General features: G+C 55.3%; 11 protein-coding genes. 7 read left to right on the top strand and 4 right to left on the bottom strand.

Going from position 1 to position 22,670, the window contains the following annotated elements; translation table 11 throughout:
- Positions 1-159: 159 nt before the first annotated feature.
- From PMI37_RS01220 to PMI37_RS31040, 7 genes are all read left to right on the top strand, one after another.
- Entirely contained in the window at positions 160-3,051 is a 2,892-nt protein-coding gene (locus PMI37_RS01220) for a type VI secretion system Vgr family protein (protein WP_008077214.1), read from the top strand.
- 34 nt (positions 3,052-3,085) lie between these two features.
- Positions 3,086-3,349 carry a PAAR domain-containing protein gene (locus PMI37_RS01215; RefSeq protein ID WP_008077213.1) on the top strand — a complete coding sequence of 88 codons (264 nt, stop codon included), beginning with the start codon at positions 3,086-3,088 and terminating at the stop codon, positions 3,347-3,349.
- Between the two features lie 116 nt (positions 3,350-3,465).
- Positions 3,466-8,151, top strand: coding sequence for an RHS repeat-associated core domain-containing protein (locus PMI37_RS01210; RefSeq protein ID WP_008077212.1), 4,686 nt, complete (start codon positions 3,466-3,468; stop codon positions 8,149-8,151).
- Entirely contained in the window at positions 8,144-8,593 is a 450-nt protein-coding gene (locus PMI37_RS01205) for a hypothetical protein (protein ID WP_008077211.1), read from the top strand. The genes PMI37_RS01210 and PMI37_RS01205 overlap by 8 nt, the downstream gene beginning before the upstream one ends.
- A 443-nt stretch (positions 8,594-9,036) precedes the next feature.
- The gene (locus tag PMI37_RS01200) at positions 9,037-14,196 is read left to right on the top strand and encodes a RecQ family ATP-dependent DNA helicase (RefSeq protein ID WP_008077209.1); all 5,160 of its coding nucleotides are present in this window, start codon (positions 9,037-9,039) and stop codon (positions 14,194-14,196) included.
- A 169-nt stretch (positions 14,197-14,365) separates the two neighbouring features.
- Positions 14,366-15,892 (top strand): AAA family ATPase, encoded by a 1,527-nt coding sequence (locus tag PMI37_RS31045; protein ID WP_008077207.1) that lies wholly within the window; start codon positions 14,366-14,368, stop codon positions 15,890-15,892.
- Positions 15,885-16,760 (top strand): HNH endonuclease, encoded by an 876-nt coding sequence (locus PMI37_RS31040; protein ID WP_008077204.1) that lies wholly within the window; start codon positions 15,885-15,887, stop codon positions 16,758-16,760. Before PMI37_RS31045 ends, PMI37_RS31040 begins: the two co-directional genes overlap by 8 nt.
- A gap of 150 nt (positions 16,761-16,910) precedes the next feature.
- Here the strand turns inward: PMI37_RS31040 and PMI37_RS32135 are convergent, their stop codons facing one another.
- The 4 genes from PMI37_RS32135 to PMI37_RS01170 form a co-directional block, all read right to left on the bottom strand.
- A complete protein-coding gene (locus PMI37_RS32135) occupies positions 16,911-17,018 on the bottom strand; it encodes a DUF4113 domain-containing protein (RefSeq protein ID WP_238552674.1) in 108 nt (35 codons plus the stop codon).
- A 259-nt stretch (positions 17,019-17,277) separates the two neighbouring features.
- Positions 17,278-19,755 carry a hypothetical protein gene (locus PMI37_RS01180; RefSeq protein WP_008077202.1) on the bottom strand — a complete coding sequence of 826 codons (2,478 nt, stop codon included), beginning with the start codon at positions 19,753-19,755 and terminating at the stop codon, positions 17,278-17,280.
- 34 nt (positions 19,756-19,789) lie between these two features.
- Positions 19,790-20,962: a cupredoxin domain-containing protein gene (locus tag PMI37_RS01175; RefSeq protein WP_008077200.1), complete on the bottom strand. Its 1,173-nt coding sequence runs from the start codon at positions 20,960-20,962 to the stop codon at positions 19,790-19,792.
- A 57-nt stretch (positions 20,963-21,019) separates the two neighbouring features.
- A complete protein-coding gene (locus PMI37_RS01170; RefSeq protein ID WP_008077198.1) occupies positions 21,020-22,051 on the bottom strand; it encodes an NAD(P)/FAD-dependent oxidoreductase in 1,032 nt (343 codons plus the stop codon).
- Between the last annotated feature and the right edge of the window lie 619 nt (positions 22,052-22,670).

Raw genomic sequence — 22,670 nt, 5'->3', positions numbered from 1 at the left:
GTTCCGATGACTGGCGTGCTCCGGTCGTTTAATTACGGCTGATGGTTGTACCGCCTCGGCCGGTTTCGCCGGTCGAGGCACCTTCACGACTCAAAGAATTTTTGCCACTCGATCCTTATCGATCGGGCGCGGATCGCAGCATTGCGCGAGGAACAAGGGATGTTCTCACCGGCCAACCAGCCTCATTTCAATCTGACCATCGATGGCATCGACAGCGATTTCCAGGTGCTGTCATTCACCGGTCGCGAGGCGCTCAACACCCCCTTTGAATTCGAGTTGGAACTGGTCAGTGAAAAGGCCTCGATCAACCTCGAAAGCGTGCTGCACAAACTGGCGTTTCTTCAGCTGTCGCCGAGCGGCACCGGCATTCACGGGCTGGTCTATAGCATTGCCCAAGGCGAGGCGGGCAAACGCCTGACCCGCTACAAGATCTCCCTGCGCCCGCAACTGGCGTACCTCGCGCACCGGGTCAACCAGCGCATCTTCCAGCAGATGACCGTGCAGCAGATCATCAGCCAGGTCTTGGAAGAACACGGCATCCTCGCCAGCGATTACCACTTCCAGCTCAGCGCGATTTATCCCGAGCGCATTTACTGCGTGCAGTACGACGAGTCGGACCTGGATTTCATCCAGCGCCTGTGCGAGGAGGAGGGGATTCATTACCACTTCCAGCACACCGCCAGCGGCCACAAACTGACCTTCGGCGATGACCAGACGGTGTTCCCGAAACTGGTGCCAGTGGCCTATCAGCAGGACTCCGGGCTGGTCGCCGACAAACCGGTGATCAAGCGTTTCGGCCTGCGTCTGGCTACCCGTACCAGCCGCACCACGCGGCGCGATTACGACTTCGTCAAACCGAAGATCGAGCTGGAAAGCGACGCCAAAAGCAGCGCCCAACCGGACCTCGAAGACTACGATTACCCCGGCCGTTTCGTCGACCGCGAGCGCGGCAAGCATCTGGCCAATCGCGCGCTGGAACGCCATCGCAGCGACTACCGTCTGGCCGAAGGCAACAGCGATCAACCGATTCTGGTCAGCGGGCATTTCCTCGCCCTGACCGAGCACGCCAACCCGACCTGGAATGACTTGTGGCTGCTCACCGAAATCTTCCACGAAGGCAAACAGCCGCAGGTGCTCGAAGAGTCGGTGACCAGCGACACCACTGACAACAAAGACGACTTCCACCAGGGCTACCGCAACCGCTTCAGCGCGATCCCGTGGGACGTGCCTTACCGTCCGCCGCTCGATCACCCGAAACCAAAAGTCCTCGGCACACAGAGTGCGGTGGTCTGCGGCCCCGAAGGTGAAGAGATCTACTGCGACCAGTACGGCCGAGTGAAGGTGCAGTTCTTCTGGGACCGCGAAGGCAAGCACGACGACATGACCAGTTGCTGGATGCGTGTGGCGTCGAGCTGGGCAGCGGAAACCTTTGGCTCGATCAACATCCCGCGGGTCGGCATGGAGGTGTTGATCACCTTCCTCGAAGGCGATCCCGATCAGCCGCTGATCACCGGTTGCCTGTACCACGGCGCGAATCTGCCGCCGTACAAACTGCCGGATTTCAAGACCCTGGCCACGGTCAAGAGCAAGGAATACAAGGGTAGCCGCGCCAATGAATTACGCATCGACGACACCACCAGCGAGATCAGCATCGCGCTGCGCAGTGACCACGGTGCGAGTGCGATCAACCTCGGTTACCTGACCCATCCACGCCCGAGCGGTGGGCAGCCGCGAGGAGAGGGTTTTGAGTTAAGAACTGACCGCCACGGTGCAGTGCGTGCCGGCGCCGGTCTGTTGATCACCACCGAGCCGCGCCCGAACGAATCCAAGCACCACAAGGATCTGCCGGAAACCGCCGAGCGCCTCGCGACGGCCAGCGATCAGCAAGACGGTTTTGCGGTGCAGGCCAAAGAGCTTCAGGCTCAGGAGGCGGGTGATCAGGACGACGTGGCCAAGGCATTGCACGCCCAGCATCAAGGCGTGCTCGGCTCGGGACCGGCGAACCTCACCGCCAACGAGTTCCCCGAGTTCACCGAACCGCATCTGGTCCTCGCCAGCCCGGCCGGCATCGCCCTGACCACACCGCGCTCCAGCCACATCGCCACCGGCGAACACTTGGCGTTGAGCAGCACCGGCCACACCAGCCTGTCGATCGGTAAACGCCTGCTGGCCAGCGCCAGTCGCGGCATGCGCCTGTTCGTGCAGAGCATGGGCTGGCGTCTGGTCGCGGCCTCCGGTGACATCGATGTGCGCGCACTGAAGGACAGCATCAATCTGCTGGCCAAGCTCAACATCACCGCCAACGCCGACCGCATCACCATCACCGCGAAAACCGAACTGGTGATTCAGGGCGGCGGCAGCGCCACCACCTACAACGCCGGCGGCATCACCCACGCCACCAGCGGCCCGTACACCGCGCACGCGGCGAACTTTGCCTACACCGGTGCGAAAAGTCTCGCCGGGGTGTTCCCGGAACCGCCGAAACCGGGCAAGGGCAATCTGGAATTGTTCAACCAGTACGCCGGGCGCCAAGGCATCAAGGAAGGCGATTACGAAGTCATTGATGCCTTGGGCAAAAGCATCAAGGGCAAGCTCGACGGCAAGGGTTTCGCCAGCGTCGCCGGCGCTGCACCAGGACCGGCGCGCGTGCTGTTCGGCAAGGACCCGGCGGACACCTGGAGTGATGGCAGCTACATCGGTAAGCCGGAATGGCCGTTGAATCCGCCGGGTGCCGAAGACGTGCCGAGTCAGGTGCAGGCGATGGTCGCACAGGTGTTGCCGAGCAAGAGCTGGGACATGTTGGAGAAGGGCAAGGGCATGGCGCAAACAGGGATGAGTGCAATGCAGGCGGCGCAAGGTGCGATGCAAACAGCACAGCAGGTGAAAGGTGTGGTGCAGGGTGGGGTGGCCGGATTGCCGAAGTTGGCGAGTGCGTCGGGGATTCTGGGGGCGGCGAGCAAGGCGGGCAATTTGCCGAGTCTGCCCGCACCTAGTCTGCCAAAACCTTCCTTGAAAACCCCGGGCCTGTTGGCGGGTGAGATGCTGTCATGACAACGGAAACGATTTCAGTCAAAGGAGTGACGCAATGAAAGACGCTATTCGTTTGGGGGACTCCACCACCCACGGTGGCAAGGTGCTCGAAGCCTTCTCTCAAACCGACCTCAATGGCAAGCCGATTGCCGGGGTCGGTCACAAGGTCAGTTGCCCGTTGTGCAAGGGGATTTTCCCGATTGCCGAGGGCAGCAGCACTTACTCCGTCGATGGCACACCTATCGCGCTCGACGGCATGAAAACCGCCTGCGGGGCCGCGCTGATTGCAAGTGGTCCCAAAGGGGCCGTAGTCAGCTGAAGTTCGAATTCACGTTTTGATTCTGTACCTCCAAGAGGCAGGCCTCATACCTGTTTTTGAGAGGTGTTCAACAATTGTGCATAAAGGCTGGGGCTGCTGGCCGGTGAGTTGCTGTCATGACAAATGAAACTGCTGTTGCAAAGAAACGAGAACCGCAGGTTGCGGTCGCTCCTCTCAATACCATCGACATCAAGGATGTCGGTCGCGGGGCGGCGAAGTTTGATGCTTGGCTGCAGTCTCTCAGCGGAGGTGTGGTTACGCTTGAACGGGTCAAAAACGTCGCTGGTGCGTTGCCGGTGGTAGGCAACATCATGGCGTTGGTCGATGCGCTCGGCGACATCGTTACCCTTGCCAAAAGCAAGCAGAGGGAGGTACTGGACTGGGTGAGTCTGGGCATCAACCTGATAGGTGTATTGCCTGCACCGCCTACCATGGCATCGGCGCGGATGACGTTGCGCCCGACGTTATCGCTGGTGCGCCAGGAACTGCGCAATAGCGCAAAGGCGCTATTGGGTGACTCACTGATCGAAGTGCTGATCGGGCATTTGAACGCGACCATCGTTGGCACCATCGACGACTTTGTAAAACAGGCTCAACCCAAGCTTGCGTCAATTCTTGATGATGCCGGAAAGCTTGGACATGACGCTGTCAACGAGATTGCCAAAGGCCTAGAGGCTGTTGTCAATGGCAAGCTCGACGCCAAGGGCGACATGAAGGCTGCAAGTGCAAAAATGAGCGCCGCTGGCAGTCAGTTTCTACATGATCCCAAGGCGTCCATCAGTAATTTTCTTGGCGCTACCTACAGCGCCTACAAGGCTGCGGGAAAGGGTGTGGCCAACAGCGCAGCGAAGAATCTGCTGCCGGAAAATGCCAAGACATTGGTATTAACCAACACCTCGATGCTGCGCACTTTGGGTGTCGAATTACAAACCCAAATGAAGAAGCTCGGCGATCCTGGCGTCCAGCATTCTATTGGTTGGCTGTTGCAAATGCTTGCCGGCTCCGTGCTTACCTGGCGCAAGCGTCAAGCTCATGGACAAGGTGCAAGTGTCAAACCGGGCACCACCTCCAAAGCTCAGCGCAAGGCGGGTGAAGGGCGTTTGGAAGCAACCAGTCAACAAGCGCCGGCAACCAGTAACTGTAACAGTTGTAAAAACGCGGTAATGCCCGCAACCCAGCACAGCATCAGTTTTGCATTGGGCTCAGAATCACTCAGCCATACCGACTTCAGTTTGCCCGGTTCATTCCCGATCGAGTGGACGCGAACATACAGTTCACGTCTGGCTGAGTATGACCAAAGTGAACTCGGTGCTCGCTGGATCACAGCGCTGACCACGCGTTTTGATTGCCGTAGTGATGGCGTGACTTTTCACGACGCTGACGGCCGCAGCCATGATTTCCCGCTCCCCAAAATCGGGCTCTCTCACTACGACGCGATTGAAAACATCACGTTGGTAAGGGCCAGCGAGGATCAGTTGGTGCTATGCCGTGGATTCGAGCGCAAGGAAACTTATCTGCGCCGGGGCCAGCGTTACGTTCTGACGGGCGTTGAGCTGCGCAATGGCGCTGGGATGATGCTGCATTACGAGCATCGTCACGGAAAGGATTCAGTGCTGTCCGACCTGATCACTTACCAGGATGATATTGCAGAGGTTCAGGCCCACCTGGGGACGATGATTGATGGGCAGGGCCGCTTGACCGGACTCTGGGAAATTCGAGACGGTGCGCCTCAACGTCAACTGTGCGCTTATCAATATGGGGACACTGGTGATCTTCTGCTGGCTCAGGATGAGAATGGGGCAAGCCGAGTTTATGAGTATCAGCATCACTTGATTACTCGTTACACGGATCGCACTGGCCGTGGCATGAATCTGCAGTGGCAAGGACAGGATGCAAAGGCTCGCGCTGTGCGCGAGTGGGCGGATGACGGTAGCTTCGACACCCGCCTGGAATGGGACGAAAACATTCGACTGACCTATGTCACCGATGCCCACGGAAACGAAACCTGGCACTACTACGACATCCTTGGCTACACCTATCGCATTCGACATCCGGATGAGCGTTCGGAATGGTTCTTCCGCGATGAGGCCAAGAATCTGATCCGTCATGTTCACGCCAGTGGCAGCGAAGAGCGGTATAGCTACGATGAGCGTGGCAACGTGCTTGAACATATCCGGGCTGATGGCAGCGTAATGCATTACGCCTATGACGATCTGGATCAACTGATCAAAGTCAGTGATGCCGAGGGTGGCCAATGGCAGCGCGCATACGATGATCGTGGCAACCTGATCGAAGCCATCGATCCGCTGGAAAACAAAACCGAATATGCCTACAACTCAGCGGGTTTGGTGACGGGGGTCAAGGACGCCCTTGGCAACGAACAAAAGCTCGATTACAACGATGCCGGCCAATTGGTGGAGTATGTCGACTGCTCAGGGAAAACCAGCTGTTGGGAATACAACGAACGTGGGCAGATGATTTGTTACACGGACGCGGCAGGTAACAGTACCGAGCATGAGTACAAGGCAGGGCACTTGGTGCTCACCAAGCATCCCGACAAAACCGAAGAGCGTTTTCAACACGATGCAGAAGGCCGGCTACTGGCTTATACGGATGGATTGGGTCAGTGCACGAGCTGGAGTTATACCGCGGCCGGTTTAATTGGCGAGCGGGTCGATGCGTGCGAACAGACGTTGCGTTATCACTGGGATCGTTGTGGACGGTTACTGGTGCTGGAAAATGAAAACGAAAAGCGTGCTCAGTTCCAGTATGACTCTCTAGGGCGTTTGTTGCAGGAGACCTGTTTCGATGGGCAAATTACCCGTTATGGCTATGACGCTGTTACTGGGCGACTAGCCAATACCGTCACCGGCAGCAGGCGCATTGCCTGGAGCTTCGATGCCATGGGCCGATTGGCCGAGCGTTCAGCGTCTTTAGGCGATCAAACGCAGCGCGAAAGTTTCGCTTATGACGGCAATGGCAACCTTACCGAAGCCTCCAATGCAGATAGTCGCTTGCAGTGGTTCCATGATGCTGCGGGTAATCTGCTGCGCGAGCACCAACACTATCTGGGGCTGGAGAAGTCGACAATCGCGGTATGGCGACACGAGTACGACGCGTTGAATCAGCGTATCGCCACTATTCGTCCGGACGGGCATAGGGTCAGCTGGTTAACCTATGGGAAAGGGCACTTGCTTGGGCTTCGCCTGGACGAGCACGAATTGCTCGGATTTGAGCGTGATGATCTGCACCGGGAAATCGCACGTCATCAAGGCAACCATTTACTTCAAACGCAACAGTGGGATCCGGTTGGGCGACTGCAGCAGCAGATGTTGGGTCGCAGCGATGATAAGACCACTCTGCTAAAACGCGATTATCAATACGACGCGGCCGGCCAGTTGACTGACATCAATGATAGCCGTCGCGGTCCGCTCGCTTATCGTTACGACCCCGTGGGCCGACTGTTGAGTGCTGCCAGCCGACTCGGCACAGAAACGTTCGCATTCGATCCGGCCGGTAATTTGCTGGACAAGGCCAATGAGGAGGATCGGCGTCCGCTGTCTGTAGACGCTCCTCGCAGTAAGCGGCTCGACAATCTTTTGAGAGAGTATGCAGGGACACACTACGAGTACGACGATCGCGGCAATCGGACGCTTCGCTGGCACGACGGTCGTTACAGTCGAATGCGGTGGGATCTGTTTGATCGTCTAGCGCACTTCGAAGACGGACGTTTGTCCGTTGACTACGCCTATGACGCACTGGGACGGCGTCTCTATAAAAATTCTGTCGCCTATTGTAAACAACGGCCTGAGGCGGGCTCCGAATGGAACCGAAACGAGTATGCACGCAAGCAGCTTGAGCTCGGCTGTGGCTTTACGCTGTATGGTTGGGACGGTGACAACCTTGCGTGGGAAAGCAGTCGTGGTCAGGTCGACGGAGGCCTCGGTCGTACGGTTCACTACATCTATGAACCTGACACTTTTGTTCCCGTTGCTCAGGCGCTTCGACATCAGTTCATTAACCTTTTGACTCAGGTCGAGCACGCTGGCGATTTCAATCTCGAAGAAGATCCGTTGTGGAATTACAGCCCGTCTGCGCAACCTCTGGATGTGTTGGCCTGGTATCAGTGTGACCATCTGGGAACACCTCAGGAGCTGACGGATCAGCAAGGAGATATCGCCTGGAGTGCCCAGTACAAGGCATGGGGTGAAGTTCAAGAAACTCGTTCTCGATTTGCGCAGCAGGTCGGTCTGACCAATCCAATCCGCTTCCAGGGCCAGTATCATGACCCCGAGACCGGGCTGCATTACAATCGTTATCGGTACTACGACCCGCTGATTGGGCGATTTATCGGCAAAGACCCGATCAGTTATGCGGGTGGACTGAATCTTTATGAATATGCGCCTAATCCTGTTAGCTGGGTTGATCCGCTGGGGTTGGCGCGGGACACTGCCAAAAAGGCTGCAGATGCTGCACTGAAAAAGGGTAAGACCACAGGCGCCGCTTCGGAACTACGTACCGGTGGCAAAGTGTTTGTAGGGGTGAGTGGATCGAGATATCCAGTTCATCCCAAGGTCAGGAAAGCCCTAAAAGCTGTGCCGAAGGATCAACGTGAGCCATGGCATGGTAAGTGTGCAGAAATCGAGTGCTTGAGCCGATCCTATGACGCGGGAATGGATCCCGCGGGCGGTACAAGCGAAGCCGTCAATATTGGTACCTCGGGCAAGGGGCATGGAACCGCTAAAAAGGCGTGTCGCTCCTGTAGCTCCGTACTCACAACACTTGGAGTCCACCATGATTAGTCATGAGCAAATCGTTCATTTTTCAGAGCAGTTGAGTAAAGGTAAGGCTGAAGCCGAAGCGGCTCGGAACATAATGAAGTTTATGTGCGCGGGCGTAGGTTTGGTTCTTCAGGACGAAGAAGTGTCCCCAATTGTCAAAAGCGCGTTTGCAGCTGCGCACAAATACTGGTTTGAAGGGGGAAAAAATGAAAAGGAGTTGAATGCTGCCAGAGTTAAATGCTGGGATTTTCTGGAAGCGAAAGGGCGCGATGTCGACATTGAAGATAACGAGGACGCTGTTGTAAGAGCCTTATTTTGCGTCATGTATCCTGACAGAGTTTCCGATGAGGATTTCGTGCAGGAGTCTTTTGAGTGGTTTTTCGAGATGATCAACAGGGTTGGCGATTTCAGTCAGGCGTTTGAAAAGCTAGCTACGAAAGTAGTCCTCGACAGAGGGGCGTGATCAGAAAGGGGCTAAGCACTGCAATCAAGTACGTCGATGGGGTAGGCAGTAGTGATCAATAGATCGCCATTCGAAGGATAACGGCCTTAACTACCGTCGGTGAGCGTCGGTGAGCGTCGGTGAACCTTGAAGCTACTCCATTCTTGGTACGATTCGTAAAGGTAATCGCTTTAGCGAACCTTTACGGATATCTGGCTTGTTCGCTCTTAGCCGAAAAACTGGCACTTATTCAGTCTCGAAACTTCTCACTCAGCTGTAAATGCCAGCTTAGGAGGGCGTTGACGATGTGATCTCAACCCGCATCTGTTCACGCTCTAATGCCTCGACACCCTTCGCCGCTCTTTGTGAACGTGCCTCACCAAGAGCGCGAACAGCTATCTGTGCTGGCTATTTGCCGTTAAAGTGACACGAGCCACGTAGTTTTTTGCAAGGATGCTGTTCGTATGGTTTCAGTGACGCTACCCAAAAGCCTGATTTTTGACCTTGAAGTGGTCCCCGGCAAAGCCAATCAGCCTGACCGCATCTTTATGGTTGGCGCGATGCGTCCTGACACGGGAGAGGAGCTCGAGCATAAGGTCGAAAAGGATCTACCCACCGCCCTTGACGGCCTAGATCGATTAGGACATGGCGCCAGTTTCGTACTTGGCCATAATATCTCCGACCATGACTTGCCGATACTCCAAGAACAGGCCCCGCACCTGGAATTACACAAACTGCCGGTGATCGACACTCTGCGCCTGTCGCCGTTGGCTTTTCCGCAGAATCCTTATCACCGCTTGATCAAAGACTACAAGCTCATTCGTGACAGTCTCAACTCACCACTCTCCGACTGCCGCTCAACGCTGACTTTGTTCAACGACCAGCGCCAAGCATTCGCAACTCTGAACACTAAGCACCAGGTCGAACTGCTCTGCTACCAAGCGCTCCTCGCCTCAACGCCTAAGAGCGACCTGGGATCGTTCTTCGCCTCGATCACTGACCAAGAGCCAAAACACCTCACAGAATTGCGCAGTTTGATTCCCGAGCTGCTAAGCGAGACTGACCCGACCCTCACTCGTGCTCTCAAGGTCTGCAGCACTCGTCTGAGCCAATTGCTGGAAACCGACCTCTTGGACGTGACCTTGCATTGGCCCTTAGCGTATGCGCTGGCTTGGCTGCGCGTCTCGGGCGGCAACTCAGTTCTGGCGCCCTGGGTGCGCCACCAATTTCCCGCGGTCGGTCGACTGATCGCCGAGCTACGCGACGTACCCTGCGGCGACCGCCACTGCGGCTACTGCAGCACTACGCATGATCCTCGCCACGAGCTCAGGCGTTACTTCGCCCCAATTCAGGATTTTCGGACTGAGCCGGACGGGCGCCCCCTACAGCATGACGTAGTGCTGGCGGGTATGCAGGGTAAGCACGTGCTCGGGATTCTCGCTACAGGGGGCGGCAAATCCCTATGCTATCAACTGCCTGCCCTGAACCGTTTTCATCGCAACGGCAGCCTAACAATCATCATCTCGCCGTTGCAGTCACTGATGAAGGACCAGGTCGATGGTCTCCTTGCTCGCAATGTCCAATGTGCTGCGACTTTGAACGGCCTGCTGACCATGCCTGAACGGGCCGAGGTTCTGGAGAGGATCCAGTTGGGAGATGTAGGCATTCTGCTTGTCTCGCCTGAGCAGTTTCGCAACAAGGCCTTTCGCCGTGCAATCACCCAACGCCAGGTCGGCGCATGGATCTTCGACGAAGCGCATTGCCTGTCCAAATGGGGCGCAGATTTTCGCCCCGATTACCTCTACGTTTCGCGTTTCATCAAACACTTCACTGGTGACGGTCAGCTCGCAGCGATCGGCTGCTTTACGGCTACAGCCAAACCTGATGTGCTTGAGGACATCGAACAGCACTTTGAAGAGCAATTGGGTATCACGTTTAAGCGGTTCATCGGTACTCATGAACGTACCAATCTGCATTTCGAAGTCCTGCCTTGTGCCCGTTCAGAGAAGCGCCACCATACTCAGGCGCTGCTTGAAGAGGAGCTACGCGAGAACGAGGGCGGGGCGGTGATTTTCGTGTCTAGCCGCAAAGGTGCTGAAGAACTCGCGGATTTTTTGATCGGCAACGGCTGGGCCTGTAAACATTTTCACGCAGGGCTGGAGCCTCACGAGAAAAAGGACATTCAGGACGCCTTCAAGGCCGCGGAACTTAAGATCATCGTTGCCACCAACGCCTTTGGCATGGGTGTAGACAAATCCGATATTCGTCTGGTGGTTCATGCTGATATTCCGGGATCACTGGAAAACTATTTGCAGGAAGCTGGCCGCGCTGGGCGCGATCAACAACAAGCTCGATGCGTTCTTCTGTATGACGCACAGGATATAGAGAACCAGTTCGGGATGTGCGAAGGGTCGAAGCTGACCCTTCGCGATATTCAGCAGATCTTGCGAAAACTTCGCAGAGAAAGCGATCGACGCAAGGGAGGCAGGCTCGTCATCACAGCTGGCGAAGTATTAATGGATGAGCAGGTCGAGACCAGTTTTGAGGCCGGGGAACGCGATGCTGAAACTAAGGTTGTCACTGCAGTTTCCTGGCTTGAGCGCGGACAATTTTTAAAAAGGGGAGAGAATCAGACCCAGATCTTTCCGGCAAGTCTGAAGCTGACCAAGGAGGAAGCTGACAAGCGTCTGACCGCTGCCAAACTGCCAACCCGACGGTTGGAAGAATTCAAGGCCATTCTGAGTTATCTGTACGAGGCGAGTGCTGATGAGCGTGTAAATACCGACGCCCTGATGGCACTGACCAGCCTCACGTCCGAAGAGGTTGCTGCGACACTGCGCCAGATGGAGGAGTTGGGGATATTAGTCAATGACTCCAAGCTCACTTTATACGTTCGACACGGCGTTGTGTTCCCTTCAACCCAACGCCTGCAAGTGACCTTAAGACTCGAGTCTGCCTTGTTCGATCTGCTGCAGGAGCTGGCGCCGGATGCCGAGAACGGGGAGTGGCAGGATCTCAATGTGCCGCTATTGACCTCGACGCTTAAAACAGCCACTGGCAACAAAGATTTGATACCGCTACATGTCCTGCGACTGCTACGCAGTTTGGCCCAGGATCATGACAGTGAGAGTCAGATGCGCAGCTGCTTCGAACTGCGTCAGATCAGTCAGGATTTCCTCAAACTGCGCATCCGCGGTGGGTACAGCTGGAATGGCATTCAAGGATTGGGTGACCGCAGACGTGCTCTGGCTGCTGTGGTTCTCCCGTTTCTGATTGGCAAATTGCCGGCGGGGTCCCGCAACAAGGATCTGTTGGTCGATACTACGTTCGGCGAGCTCACGAATCTGATTGATCAGGATCTTGAGCTGCGCTCCAGAATCCCGGACGCTCAGCGCCGTAAGGCTATTGAGCACGTACTATTGTACCTGCACAAGCAAGACGTGCTTACGTTGAACCACGGCATGACAGTCATGCGTCGCGCTATGACGATCGAAGTCGACGCGCAAAAACGTACCGGGTATCTCAAGGATGACTACCAGCGCCTTGATGAGCATTACCGAGAAAAACGTATTCAGGTTCACGTTATGCGCGAGTATGCCGAGGTTGGGCTCGGATCAATGCCGGAAGCCCTTGATCTGGTTCAACACTATTTCACGCTAGCCAAACAGGAGTTTATTGACCGCCACTTCGCAAATCGCGAAGAGGTACTTAAGCTAGCCACAAGCGAAGAGTCTTGGCGCAGAATCGTCGAGAGGCTCAGTGCTGCCCAGCGGGTTATCGTGTCCGACGACGATGACGTGAACCGTCTGATTCTGGCGGGTCCCGGTTCAGGCAAGACTCGCGTGATCGTGCACCGCATCGCTTACCTTTTGCGAGTTCGACGCGTGCCGGCGCGTTGCATCGTGGCTCTGACTTTCAACCGTCACGCGGCTAACGAGATCAAACAGCGGTTGCTTAAATTAGTTGGCCCCGATGCCTTTGGGGTCAACGTGATGACTTATCACCGCATGGCAATGCGCCTGACAGGTACCCGCTTCGAGCGAGGTGAAACGGTCGAGGAAGGACGCCTGGGCCAGGTGATGGAAGAGGCTGTTGAGTTGCTAGAGGGCAAGCGTCAGGTAGAAGGCGAGGATGATCTACGCGAGCAACTGATGCGAGGCTACCGCTACATTCTCGTCGATGAGTACCAGGACATTGACGACCTGCAGTATCGTCTCGTAAGTGCATTGGCCGGGCGTAAATCCGAAGAAGAAGGCCGTTTGTGTATTTTGGCAGTAGGTGACGATGACCAGAACATCTACGCCTGGCGTGACACTAACAATCGATACATAGAGCGCTTTCGCGAGGACTACTCGGCCACAAAGAACTATCTGGTAGACAACTACCGCTCCAGCGGCTACATCATCGATGCGGCTAACATCGTCATTGGCCGTAACCCCGATCGACTCAAGCACGATCACCCGATTCAGATCGACACTGTCCGTCGCGCACGGCCGAAGGGCGGAGATTGGGAGGCCCTGGATCTCAAGCGGGCAGGGCGCGTGGTTCGCTTGAGAATTGAGGCCGAAGGCTACGCCCGAGCGAACCTGCAGGCTCAGGCTGCGATGGCGGAGCTGGAGCGTCTGCTCGGTTTGGACAGCGAGGATTGGCAAGGCTGCGCGGTGTTGGCTCGCACCCACCAGTACCTGCTGCCTCTTCAGGCCTGGTGTGAAGCACGTGGCGTTCCGTATTGCCTTGCAGCCGATAAGGAAGGCGACTTGCCTCTGACCGCTCAGCGTGGCTTCGTGCAGGCTGTTGAAACACTACGCGGGATTACTAAACCGGTGAGTGCTTCCCAGGCATGGACATTCATGAGCGAAAGGCAGCTCGCGCAGGGTTGGTATGACATATTGGTAACTGCCTTTGATCAGCTCACGGCAGAGTTCGGACAATGCCCTTTGAGCGCCCAGACGCTGGTAGATTGGCTATACGATTATTTCCGGGAGTTGCGACAGCAACCCAGGAAGGGACTTTACCTAGGCACGATCCATTCTGCCAAAGGATTGGAGTTCCGCCATGTCGTGGTTCTTGATGGCGGCTGGTCCACTCAGCCCGAAACGCTTTCTGATGAACGCCGACTTTACTATGTTGGCATGACTCGCGCCGAGCAAACGCTGACCGTTTGTGAATTCCCAGGAGGCAATCCTTTCAGCCGTCATCTTACCGAGGAGGTCATGTTTGACACCTTCCAAGGTGAATTCCTCACAGAGCTGGAGACGCGCTACCTACAGCTTGCTTTGAAAGATATTGATCTCGACTTCGCAGGGCGTCATGACCCTGCTGCTTCAATACATAAGGCATTGGCGACGCTTCAGCCAGGCGACACGCTTGCGTTTAAGGCTCATGAAGGCAGGTATCTGATTCAGGATTCGAATGGTCGGGTTGTAGGCCGTACGGCAAAGTCATTCAATCTGGGTCTTGAGGTTGAGGACTGTGAAGTGGCGGCTGTGTTGGTGCGTCATTCTGATAGGTGTGAAGAGACCTTCCGTGTGAATCATCGTACTCAAAAGTGGGAATTAATTGTGCCGAGAATTGCTGGTCGGGTCCTAACGAATAATGCAGAAGCGCCGCATTTAACGCAGTAATTATCAATATTTTCTCGCCAGTCATCTGATTCATCAATGTTCATCATGTATCTGCCAGTGAGAGGCTGATGTCATGACTGGGGGAGGAATGTTGGTGGGCTTAGATTTGTGGCGGTTTTTTATTTTTTGAATTAAAGCCATTGTGGCTGGACAGGGAAGATAACAAAAAATGTTGCGTTCGTTTGAAATAACCACAAGCAATTTAGATGCTCAAGTAAATTTGTACGAAGATGAAAATACTACTTTCGATACTTGGATCTCGGTTCTGATCGGCCAAAACGGAAGTAGAAAAAGCTTCATATTGAGGCAAATACTCGACGCGGCGACTGGGGAGACAAATAAAGCCGGGGCGAAAACAGTAAGCTTTGAGAGCAAAGGCACCAATTGGGGTGACGGTTGTTTTCCTGATTCTATTACTTGTATATCGGGAACTCCGCTGGATCGATTTCCACGGATGCGGAATTACTCTTTAGGCATATCTGTTTCCAAAGCGAGGCAAGGGGTTCGTAAGGAGTTCTTATATCTAGGACCCAGAGCGTCGAACGGGATGACGGGAACGGCCCCCAGCGAAAGAGCATTGATGACCGCTTTATTTTTAAACGCTGACAAACTGGCTGGGCGAGCCCACCTGTTTAGTACCATTTTTAGTGAGGTTGGTTTCAGGCCTAAAATAAGAATCTTGCTGCGTTTGGAAAGAGAGTTGTCAATGCATGGGCGGAGATTCAATGCAAAGGAGCCGGGCCGCATTAGTGGCCCTCCCGAACGAGCAATGGAGCGTATTTATAAATACTCTCTTCGCCCTTTTTTGGATTCTAGTTATGTTCACAATCTTGGAGGTAGACTAGAAGCAGCACTTGGACGAATTATGAATCTTGATTTTTACGGTTTTTTTGAGCTGGTTAAGATTTTTAATTCTGATGAGCCTCCTGTATTTGTCTTTAAGGATGGTCGAATTCAGCTGGAGAGTCCAGCGCCGCAGGGATGTCGTATCGGAGGTGATGAGCTTGAGGTCTACGTGCGGGCAGGTGTTGTTTTAATTAGTCATACCACATTTTATAAGATTCAAAATGATACTTGCGTTGGTGCAGAAAGTGCTGCAGTTGATTTAGAACTCAACGGAGAGGATCTAAGCTCGGGACAGTGGAGTTGGATCGCGGGTTTTGCTGGCTTATGCGCTGATGTAACGCAAGAAAGCCTAATTCTAGTCGATGAACCTGAGAACAGTCTGCATCCGATCTGGCAGCAAACCTATGTACCAACACTAAATAAGCTTCTTCGAGAGTTTAAAGGTTCTCAGGCCGTCATCGTCACACACTCCCCTCTGATCGCGTCAGGGGTAGACCCTGAATGGGGCAGAGTAGAAGCGCTAGTGAATCACGGTGTTGACGAGGAAGGGCGGCAGGTCGTCAGGTCGAAAACCGTCAATAATACGTTTGGCTGGCGAGCTTCTGACGTTTATGAAGAAGTGTTCCAGGTACCGTCTTCGCGAGCTCCAGCTTTTACGAAAACCGCGGATATTGCGTTGGGGTTGCTCAGGAGTGGTGAACCGGTCACCGTAGACGAATACAAGTTGTTTAAAGACGAACTATCTCGGGACTTGCAGACATTGCCGGTCACGGACCCATTGAGAAATGTGCTCGTAAGTATCATCAAAGATCTTGAAGCGAGGCTGGCCCAGGAGAACATGGATGTTTGAAATTATCGATTTCTCAGACGATGACGATGCGCTACTTGAAGGAGTCCGTGGCCACAAAGGAAAAGCCTGGTCTGCCAAAGCCGAAGTCGTTGCATATCGAAAAAGACTGCTTGAATTACAGGGTTATCGATGCGCTTACTGTCAGGGTGTAATTGATCTTGACGAGGTGGGTCATCGTGAGTTAGATCATATTTTACCGAAGTCCACCACAAAAGACTGCACTATAGATAAGGGTCGAAGCAATGACGATAAGCATCGTCAACATACATTTGGGTATCCCCAGTTCACATTCGAGCCTCTTAATTTAATCGTGACCTGTAAAATATGTAATGCATTTAAAAAAAGCCACGATCCACTGCTTGATCGTTCGCTGGCTTATGAGAGCGACGACTATCCTGTTCTCGGATCTATTCTTTGGTTTTACCCCTATTCACATCGTTACAGTGATCATATTAGTCGCACAGAAAATTGGACATATAAGCGTTTGAGTTGCCAGGGCGAAGCGGTGATAAGAGTGTGTAAACTGGATAAGGCTGAAGTGCTCGCATCTCGTTTTGCAATTCGAGCATTAATTCAAGCCAAACGGTCGAAGAATGCAAGAGCTGCTTTTACAAGCTTGGCAGCCCACGTTCATAATGAGGTGTGCAGCATGGAACAAGCAGTCGACGCTCTGGCGGGGACTCTTGATATCAGCGAAAATATTTGTGAGCAATTGATTGAGTTGTGGCTTTTCTATTTGCGCGGAGGTGGAGTTCGGCATGTAGAAAAGTTTGAATCTATTTTGGCCGCCATTGTTTTTGATGAGTCCCTCGGCATTGATGAAGCAGCAGAGCCATTTGCGCGTGCAGCAGAAGTGCAAACAGCTTAATGGGAATTCGAACTATACCTTCGATTCGGATCTTTTGTAGGTGACCGCTTTTGGCTAGTAGCGATTGGTTGTGAACGTCCGCTTTTTGGCCGATAGCGGACACACTTCCTCACGCACACCTATTACTTCTTCCCAACACGCAGTGTATCGCTAGCTCATCATCTCTCGAAGCATCGCCCAAGTTGATGCGGTCGTGACTCGCCCAATACACGCAGTGCCCCGCTCTTTCCTTTGGTTAATCTGATCGACTACGGCCATAAGATGCTCAGCGGCACGCCTCGGCGCAGGCGCGAACAGGTTGGACGTCAGCTCACCGCGCTGGCTCAAATCCATCAGCAAAATTGAGAACTTGAAGTAGCGATAGCCGGGCCGGTAAATCTGCCTCTGACTGTGCTGAGCCAACGCCAAAATCCCGCGGGTTCATCCACTGAAACCCAGACGCTGGTGAGAAACTCGTCGAAATACTGAGTGACACCAACGTCGGGGCTGAAACTCATCAACCGTGGGGCCATCCAAGCTACAGCCTTTCATCCTGGTCGTCGTTTTTGCGCAGGATGGTCACCGGACGGGGCTCGGCTGTGCTGTCGGGATGGAACCCGTCAAGCTCGGAGAGGCGGATCTCCATCCGGTTCAGCAGCGGATACCGGAGCCGGATGGGTGGGTTGTCGAACTCGTTGCGATCTCCGACTGTGGCGAACACGAAGATGTAACCTGGTCCAGTCAAGTCATTGCTGAGCCGTGGCAGGATCGTGCTCTGCCAGTCCTCCCACTTCGGCACAACCTCAAACGACACCAGCCACCAGCCGATCTTGCGATGATTGAACACGGTTCCGAATTTGCGCCGGCACCAATCGTCAATGTTTTCGCGACACCAGCTCAGCGCGTGAATGCGGCTGATGTAGGCGTCGGTCGTTATGGTATCCAAACCGGCAAATTGCAGGTTACCGTCAAGCGCGGATTTGGTCAGGTCCGCACGCAGCGGATTTGACGCGCAGACGTACCTCGTCCCGTTGTCGAGCGACAGATACGGGCCGTAGTCGCCGTCCCATCCCGCCTCACTCTTCACCTCACTCGCCAGCACACGGGGATGGTGCGGGTGATAGCCCAGTTCGCCATCTGTCAAAGGGACCGACGTGAAGAGATGCCGGGGTGTAAGGCCTGGCATCGGCGGCCCGAAACCATAGGTACGGCTCGAATCCGGCGCGACGGCCGGCCAAAAGGAGTTCAGCGCCGCACACAGCTTGGCATCTTCGGGAAACGGACTTCCCAGCCCATAGGACACCATCATGTTGCGGCCATCGTGTTGATGCTGCGAGACATCCCATCCCGGCGCGTAGTAATCGGCCGCCGCGTCGGGCAACCAACTTAGTGTCCGGCGCGGCGCTGGGATAGGTTTCAGGCTCGATGCAATGCCGGGACTCCCGACGATGGCGGTGGCGGTGAAGCTACTCGGATCGTCCAGCCCGAAGGCCGACCGCTCCGGTGCGAGCGGATGCGGTAGGTTGCAATTGGGAAGCTGATACGAGAGTGAAATATCCTGAACGCCCGCCAAGTACCAAGTGAATCGGCCGTCACTCATCGGCTGCGGAGCGCCTTGAGGAAATACTAAACCGATGTTCGCCAACCCTGTAGGGAGATTCTGTTGCCGTTCCATCCATTCCTCGACTTCGACCTGATCGACTTGGGGGAAGTAATCGGTCGCCGTGACGAGAGAAAAGGCGCAGTGGATCGGCAGGCTGATCCCGCCGACCGGCTTCACGGTAAGCACCCCGTCGCAGCTATTGTCGATGAAGTGCGCAGCCTCATAGCCGCCGGTCTCAAGAACCTTCGATGCGAATGTGGCTGAATCCAATTGATTCAGATCCGCTAGTTCGTCGGCGTTCGGCTCGTGGCGGATGTTCAGGTACTCAGGAGCGGCCCGGCTATTGTCGCGCGCCGTGATTTCCAGCGTTGACCAGTACCGGTTCCATCGCTCCCGCGTCTGGCGCTTCGTTGGAACTATGAAGCGGGCCAATTCTTCCTTGCCGCCGACCTTCTGGGTCGCCGTGGCAACTACCTTTCCGCTGACCGGCATGACTTGGCAGGATGCACCGACAGCCGAGAGCTGCACCAGTGTCTTGTCCGTCCGAGAATCCCGTATGAACGGATACGCCTTGAGGTTGAATGGAATGGTCGGATGGGGCGGCACAAACGCATCGTTCTCGCCTCCCTGTTCGTCGTGAACCCGCGAGAGCTTTTCATTGACATGCACATCGACAAAGTCGACTGCACCGACGTCAACAGGCACCAGGTTGTCGTTCTCATCCTTACGGAAGAGGCATTCGTCGCCCGGAAAAACCTTGAGAACTGGAAACAAGAATGTCAGCTCGCCATCGAGCTTCGTGGGGCGCAGGACGGCGCCGTCGCGGCCCCGCACCCGCCGTTCCGCTATGAAGAGTCCATAGCGGGCCGGAAGCACCCGGAAGCCTTTGATGCCGGCACCAGGATTGACGACGTAGCCGCGTGAGGGGCCGTCGTACTCTGGGGAATGCGTCCCTACTCGCGCGACTCCCGTGCGGGAGAAGGCGATATCCGCGTGCTGGCGATGTGTTGTGCGCCGCTGGTCCCGGTACTGATACGCAAAAACCGCCAGAACCGGGTCCCGAAGCTCCGCCAGCGTCATACGACGCAGGCTATAGATGTAATTCTCGACAACATCAAGCTGGGCGAGTGTTGGAAATACCGACAAGGACGACGCGGCGCAGCAGGGGCTGGCTAGGGCGTGATAGAGCAGGCTCAAGCCCAGGTTTCCTGGCTCCACCCCGCGAACCCCGGCCAGAGAAAATTCCTCGAATCCCGGCACGTTCCTGTCTACTTTCAAAGGTCTGCTCATTTCCTCTTCTAGGCTGTCCGGCGGGACAGTGATATCCAAGCCGTGGAGGGCAAATAGTTCGCCCCAACCATGGGGCGACAGCGCGTCGAGAACTATCGTTTTCAATTGCTCGGTCAGGGTCATGATTCCTCCTAAAATTGTCAGCTCGACCGGGGCATCAGGCGTCGTCGGGCAGGAAGACTCCATGGTTGAGAAGCCGTGTATCGAAATGAAGCGACCGCGCCACATCTATCTGGCTTGGTGTACCGTCTGCCAGCACAACCTCGTGCCGGAATGGGCCACCCTTGAACTCAGACGGCTGGGCCCGACTGAAGGCTTTTCGCGGGAAAAGGGGATCCAGGGGCGCTGGCGTGTAAAGCCCGCTCGGCGGTAGCCAGAAGACATGGAAGCTGTTGTCGACAAACGCGATTCGCTGAAGCAACTTGGCCGGCAAATACTCAATTCTTTTCGCGGGCACCGATAGCTGCACGACCCCACCTCGCTGCGCCTCGGTCCAGAACGACGGGGCTGATGCAAGCTTCGCTACCGAGTGGTAGCTAGGCGCCTTGTTCATGAAATGGTCGATGAAAATATCGTCCATATCGCCATAGACCAGGTATCGCAGCGCCCCGTCGCCGCTGTCGTCATCGACATCGAAGGTATGGAAATGAAGAACCTTATCGATGCTGACCGGGATGTTCTGTTCGAGGCCAGGGATGTCTACCCCATCGTCCGGATGTGCCAGATCGGGGTAAAACGTGAACGAGGCCTCTGGAAGCACTTTCGTTATCCCGTCGCGTATGTCCGGCAGCGAAGTGTGACCGTGGAAGATCTGCACTCGCCGGTCGCCATAGCTGCTTTTGCGGATGGCTTCATAAGCCTGGATATGCTCCGGCGTGGTCAGGCTTCCTTGCAGGATGACTTGGTAGCTGTGACGAGGATCGGCTAGAACCGGCGTGTGCGACATGAAGAAGCGGCTCCCTGTTCTTCCGCCGGTGACGAATCCATGCAGATGATTAAAGGTGCCGTGCCCTCCGTGCCCTCCGTGATCGGGGGCGCCATTCTCGGCAATGCCGGCTGCCGGAGCGTCGGCCCGGACATGCACCATTGACGACATACCTGCGTGATAGCGGCAGCGGTACGGAAAATCACCTAGACCGGAGAAGACTACCGGCGCCGAAACCTCGCCAGGCAGTAGCGGGCCTGCATTGAAGAAGAATTCCGCGCTGCTTTCGGTTTCGGCAGAGTGCGGATAAGGGTCGAGATTCCTCCACACGATGTAGGTGCCGGGCCGGATAGTTGCCATGGGGAATGTATTGTTCCGGATATTCAGGATGAGCGTCTTCGACACGATAACCTCCTGCTTCAGTAGGAAAACGATACCAATGGGCTTCAGATACTCTTCAGTTCAAACGCCGAGTGTTGCGTGATCGCCAAAGCTGGGTGCGTGCCAATCCTTCCGCAATGTTTCGTACAGGTGCGCCAATTGGGCGGTGTCTGCCTCAAACCAGTGTCTCATCCACGTCCGGTAGTCCTGGGCGGCCTCGGCCTGCGTGGCCTGCCCGGTGAGGACAGCGCGGGCGTTGTGCGCAGCCTTGATGCCGGACATGACGGCGCGAAGCACGCCATTCCCGGAAGCGGGGTCGGTGATAAATGCTGCGTCTCCGGTGATGAAAAATGACGATCCGGCAACAGAGGGGGCCATACGCCATGTAACGTCCGCGCCGCCGCTGCGGCCGCAAGACGATAGCGAAGACATTGTTTCTGGCGGTAGCGGCCTCTGGTGAACACCAAAATGGAGCGATGTCCAGTTCACGACGGTCGTCGATATTTGCGCCATCCAATGCCAACCGGCCGCGCTGGCTTCGAAAAGTTGCCCTTCAGGAAGATGCCCGTGGCAGTAACCGTAGAACACGGTCATGCGCGGCGATGCTGGGAGATGCTTCCTCCCCAAAGCACGCGTCAGCCATGCGCACTGTCCGCTTGCGTCGACGACGAATGCGCAGCGGAACATCCGGCCATCAAACGCGACGCCTTCGATCTTTCCATTATTGGAAAGCGGAGTTACCCGTGAACGATGGATGTGTAGTGTGACCCCAAGCTGCTGCGCCCGAGTCAAGAGGATGGCGTCTAGGTCAGCGCGCGAAACATGCAATCCCTGCCACTGACCGTTGGCATCGGCGCCGAAACGTTCAACAGACCGGCGTCCTTCGGATACTACTGTACGGGTCGACGGCCTCACCGAGGATCTTTCAAGCACCTCATTGAGAACACCAAGATCCCGAAAAAGCACCTCAATGCCGGGATGGAGGCATTCGCCCGGACGGAATCGGGGAAATTCGGATCGTTCGACAAGAAGGACGTTTAGCCCACGCGCTGCCGCCCAAATTGCAGTGGCGCAGCCGGCCGGACCGGCCCCGATAACTGCCAAGTCGAACATTTTCCGCCTCCCTGCGAGCTTTGTCGCTGATGCCTCGTTTGCACAGCCGTCTTTGAATGAGCCTATCAGTAGTTAGTCGAATGTCTAGGCGCTCAAGTTGATGCATTGACCGACAGCTTTCGGGGCCGGGTACATCACTAAGCCGTACGGTCCGCGTCGCGTCCATAAGTGGCTGACCTATATACCTATCTGGCTTGTGGTGGATTGTTGCTTCTAGATTGCGTGCGTCACATTCGAGGCAGGGCAAAAGCCGCACATGCTTGACTGTCCGTTTTTGACCCAGACTGTGTAAAAACGCAGGTCCAGTTTTGAAGTCTGCGTCGCTACGTAAAATCTGACAGTGATTGGCAGATCAGTGGTCCTGAAATTTGTGTAGGAACGCGGTTTTCGCTCCGATTCGGACCTTCAAACCTGCTCTAAAACGTTTTTACACAGCCTGGGCCGGAAGCTGTCTAATGACCCAGTCAATGCTACCGACGCGCTGTGCTTAGATTGATTTGGTTAGCACCAACGTAACGGTGTTAGAAGGGCAGGGTTGCGGAAATGACCGAAAAGGTGCGGAAACGATCCATGGAGAGAGGAGCAAATTTCCTGAATGCCAGAAACGACAAAGCCCTGA

Source organism: Pseudomonas sp. GM80 (assembly GCF_000282515.1).
In the GTDB taxonomy this organism is placed as follows: Bacteria; Pseudomonadota; Gammaproteobacteria; order Pseudomonadales; family Pseudomonadaceae; genus Aquipseudomonas.
This window is presented reverse-complemented; position numbering and strand designations above follow the sequence as displayed.

What these genes read in the sequence shown, in the direction of transcription:
- PMI37_RS01220 (WP_008077214.1), top strand. Translation starts at nt 160, where the DNA reads ATGTTCTCACCGGCCAACCAGCCTCATTTCAATCTGACCATCGATGGC.
- PMI37_RS01215 (WP_008077213.1), top strand. Translation starts at nt 3,086, where the DNA reads ATGAAAGACGCTATTCGTTTGGGGGACTCCACCACCCACGGTGGCAAG.
- PMI37_RS01210 (WP_008077212.1), top strand. Translation starts at nt 3,466, where the DNA reads ATGACAAATGAAACTGCTGTTGCAAAGAAACGAGAACCGCAGGTTGCG.
- PMI37_RS01205 (WP_008077211.1), top strand. Translation starts at nt 8,144, where the DNA reads ATGATTAGTCATGAGCAAATCGTTCATTTTTCAGAGCAGTTGAGTAAA.
- PMI37_RS01200 (WP_008077209.1), top strand. Translation starts at nt 9,037, where the DNA reads ATGGTTTCAGTGACGCTACCCAAAAGCCTGATTTTTGACCTTGAAGTG.
- PMI37_RS31045 (WP_008077207.1), top strand. Translation starts at nt 14,366, where the DNA reads ATGTTGCGTTCGTTTGAAATAACCACAAGCAATTTAGATGCTCAAGTA.
- PMI37_RS31040 (WP_008077204.1), top strand. Translation starts at nt 15,885, where the DNA reads ATGTTTGAAATTATCGATTTCTCAGACGATGACGATGCGCTACTTGAA.
- PMI37_RS32135 (WP_238552674.1), bottom strand. Translation starts at nt 17,018, where the DNA reads ATGGCCGTAGTCGATCAGATTAACCAAAGGAAAGAGCGGGGCACTGCG.
- PMI37_RS01180 (WP_008077202.1), bottom strand. Translation starts at nt 19,755, where the DNA reads ATGACCCTGACCGAGCAATTGAAAACGATAGTTCTCGACGCGCTGTCG.
- PMI37_RS01170 (WP_008077198.1), bottom strand. Translation starts at nt 22,051, where the DNA reads ATGTTCGACTTGGCAGTTATCGGGGCCGGTCCGGCCGGCTGCGCCACT.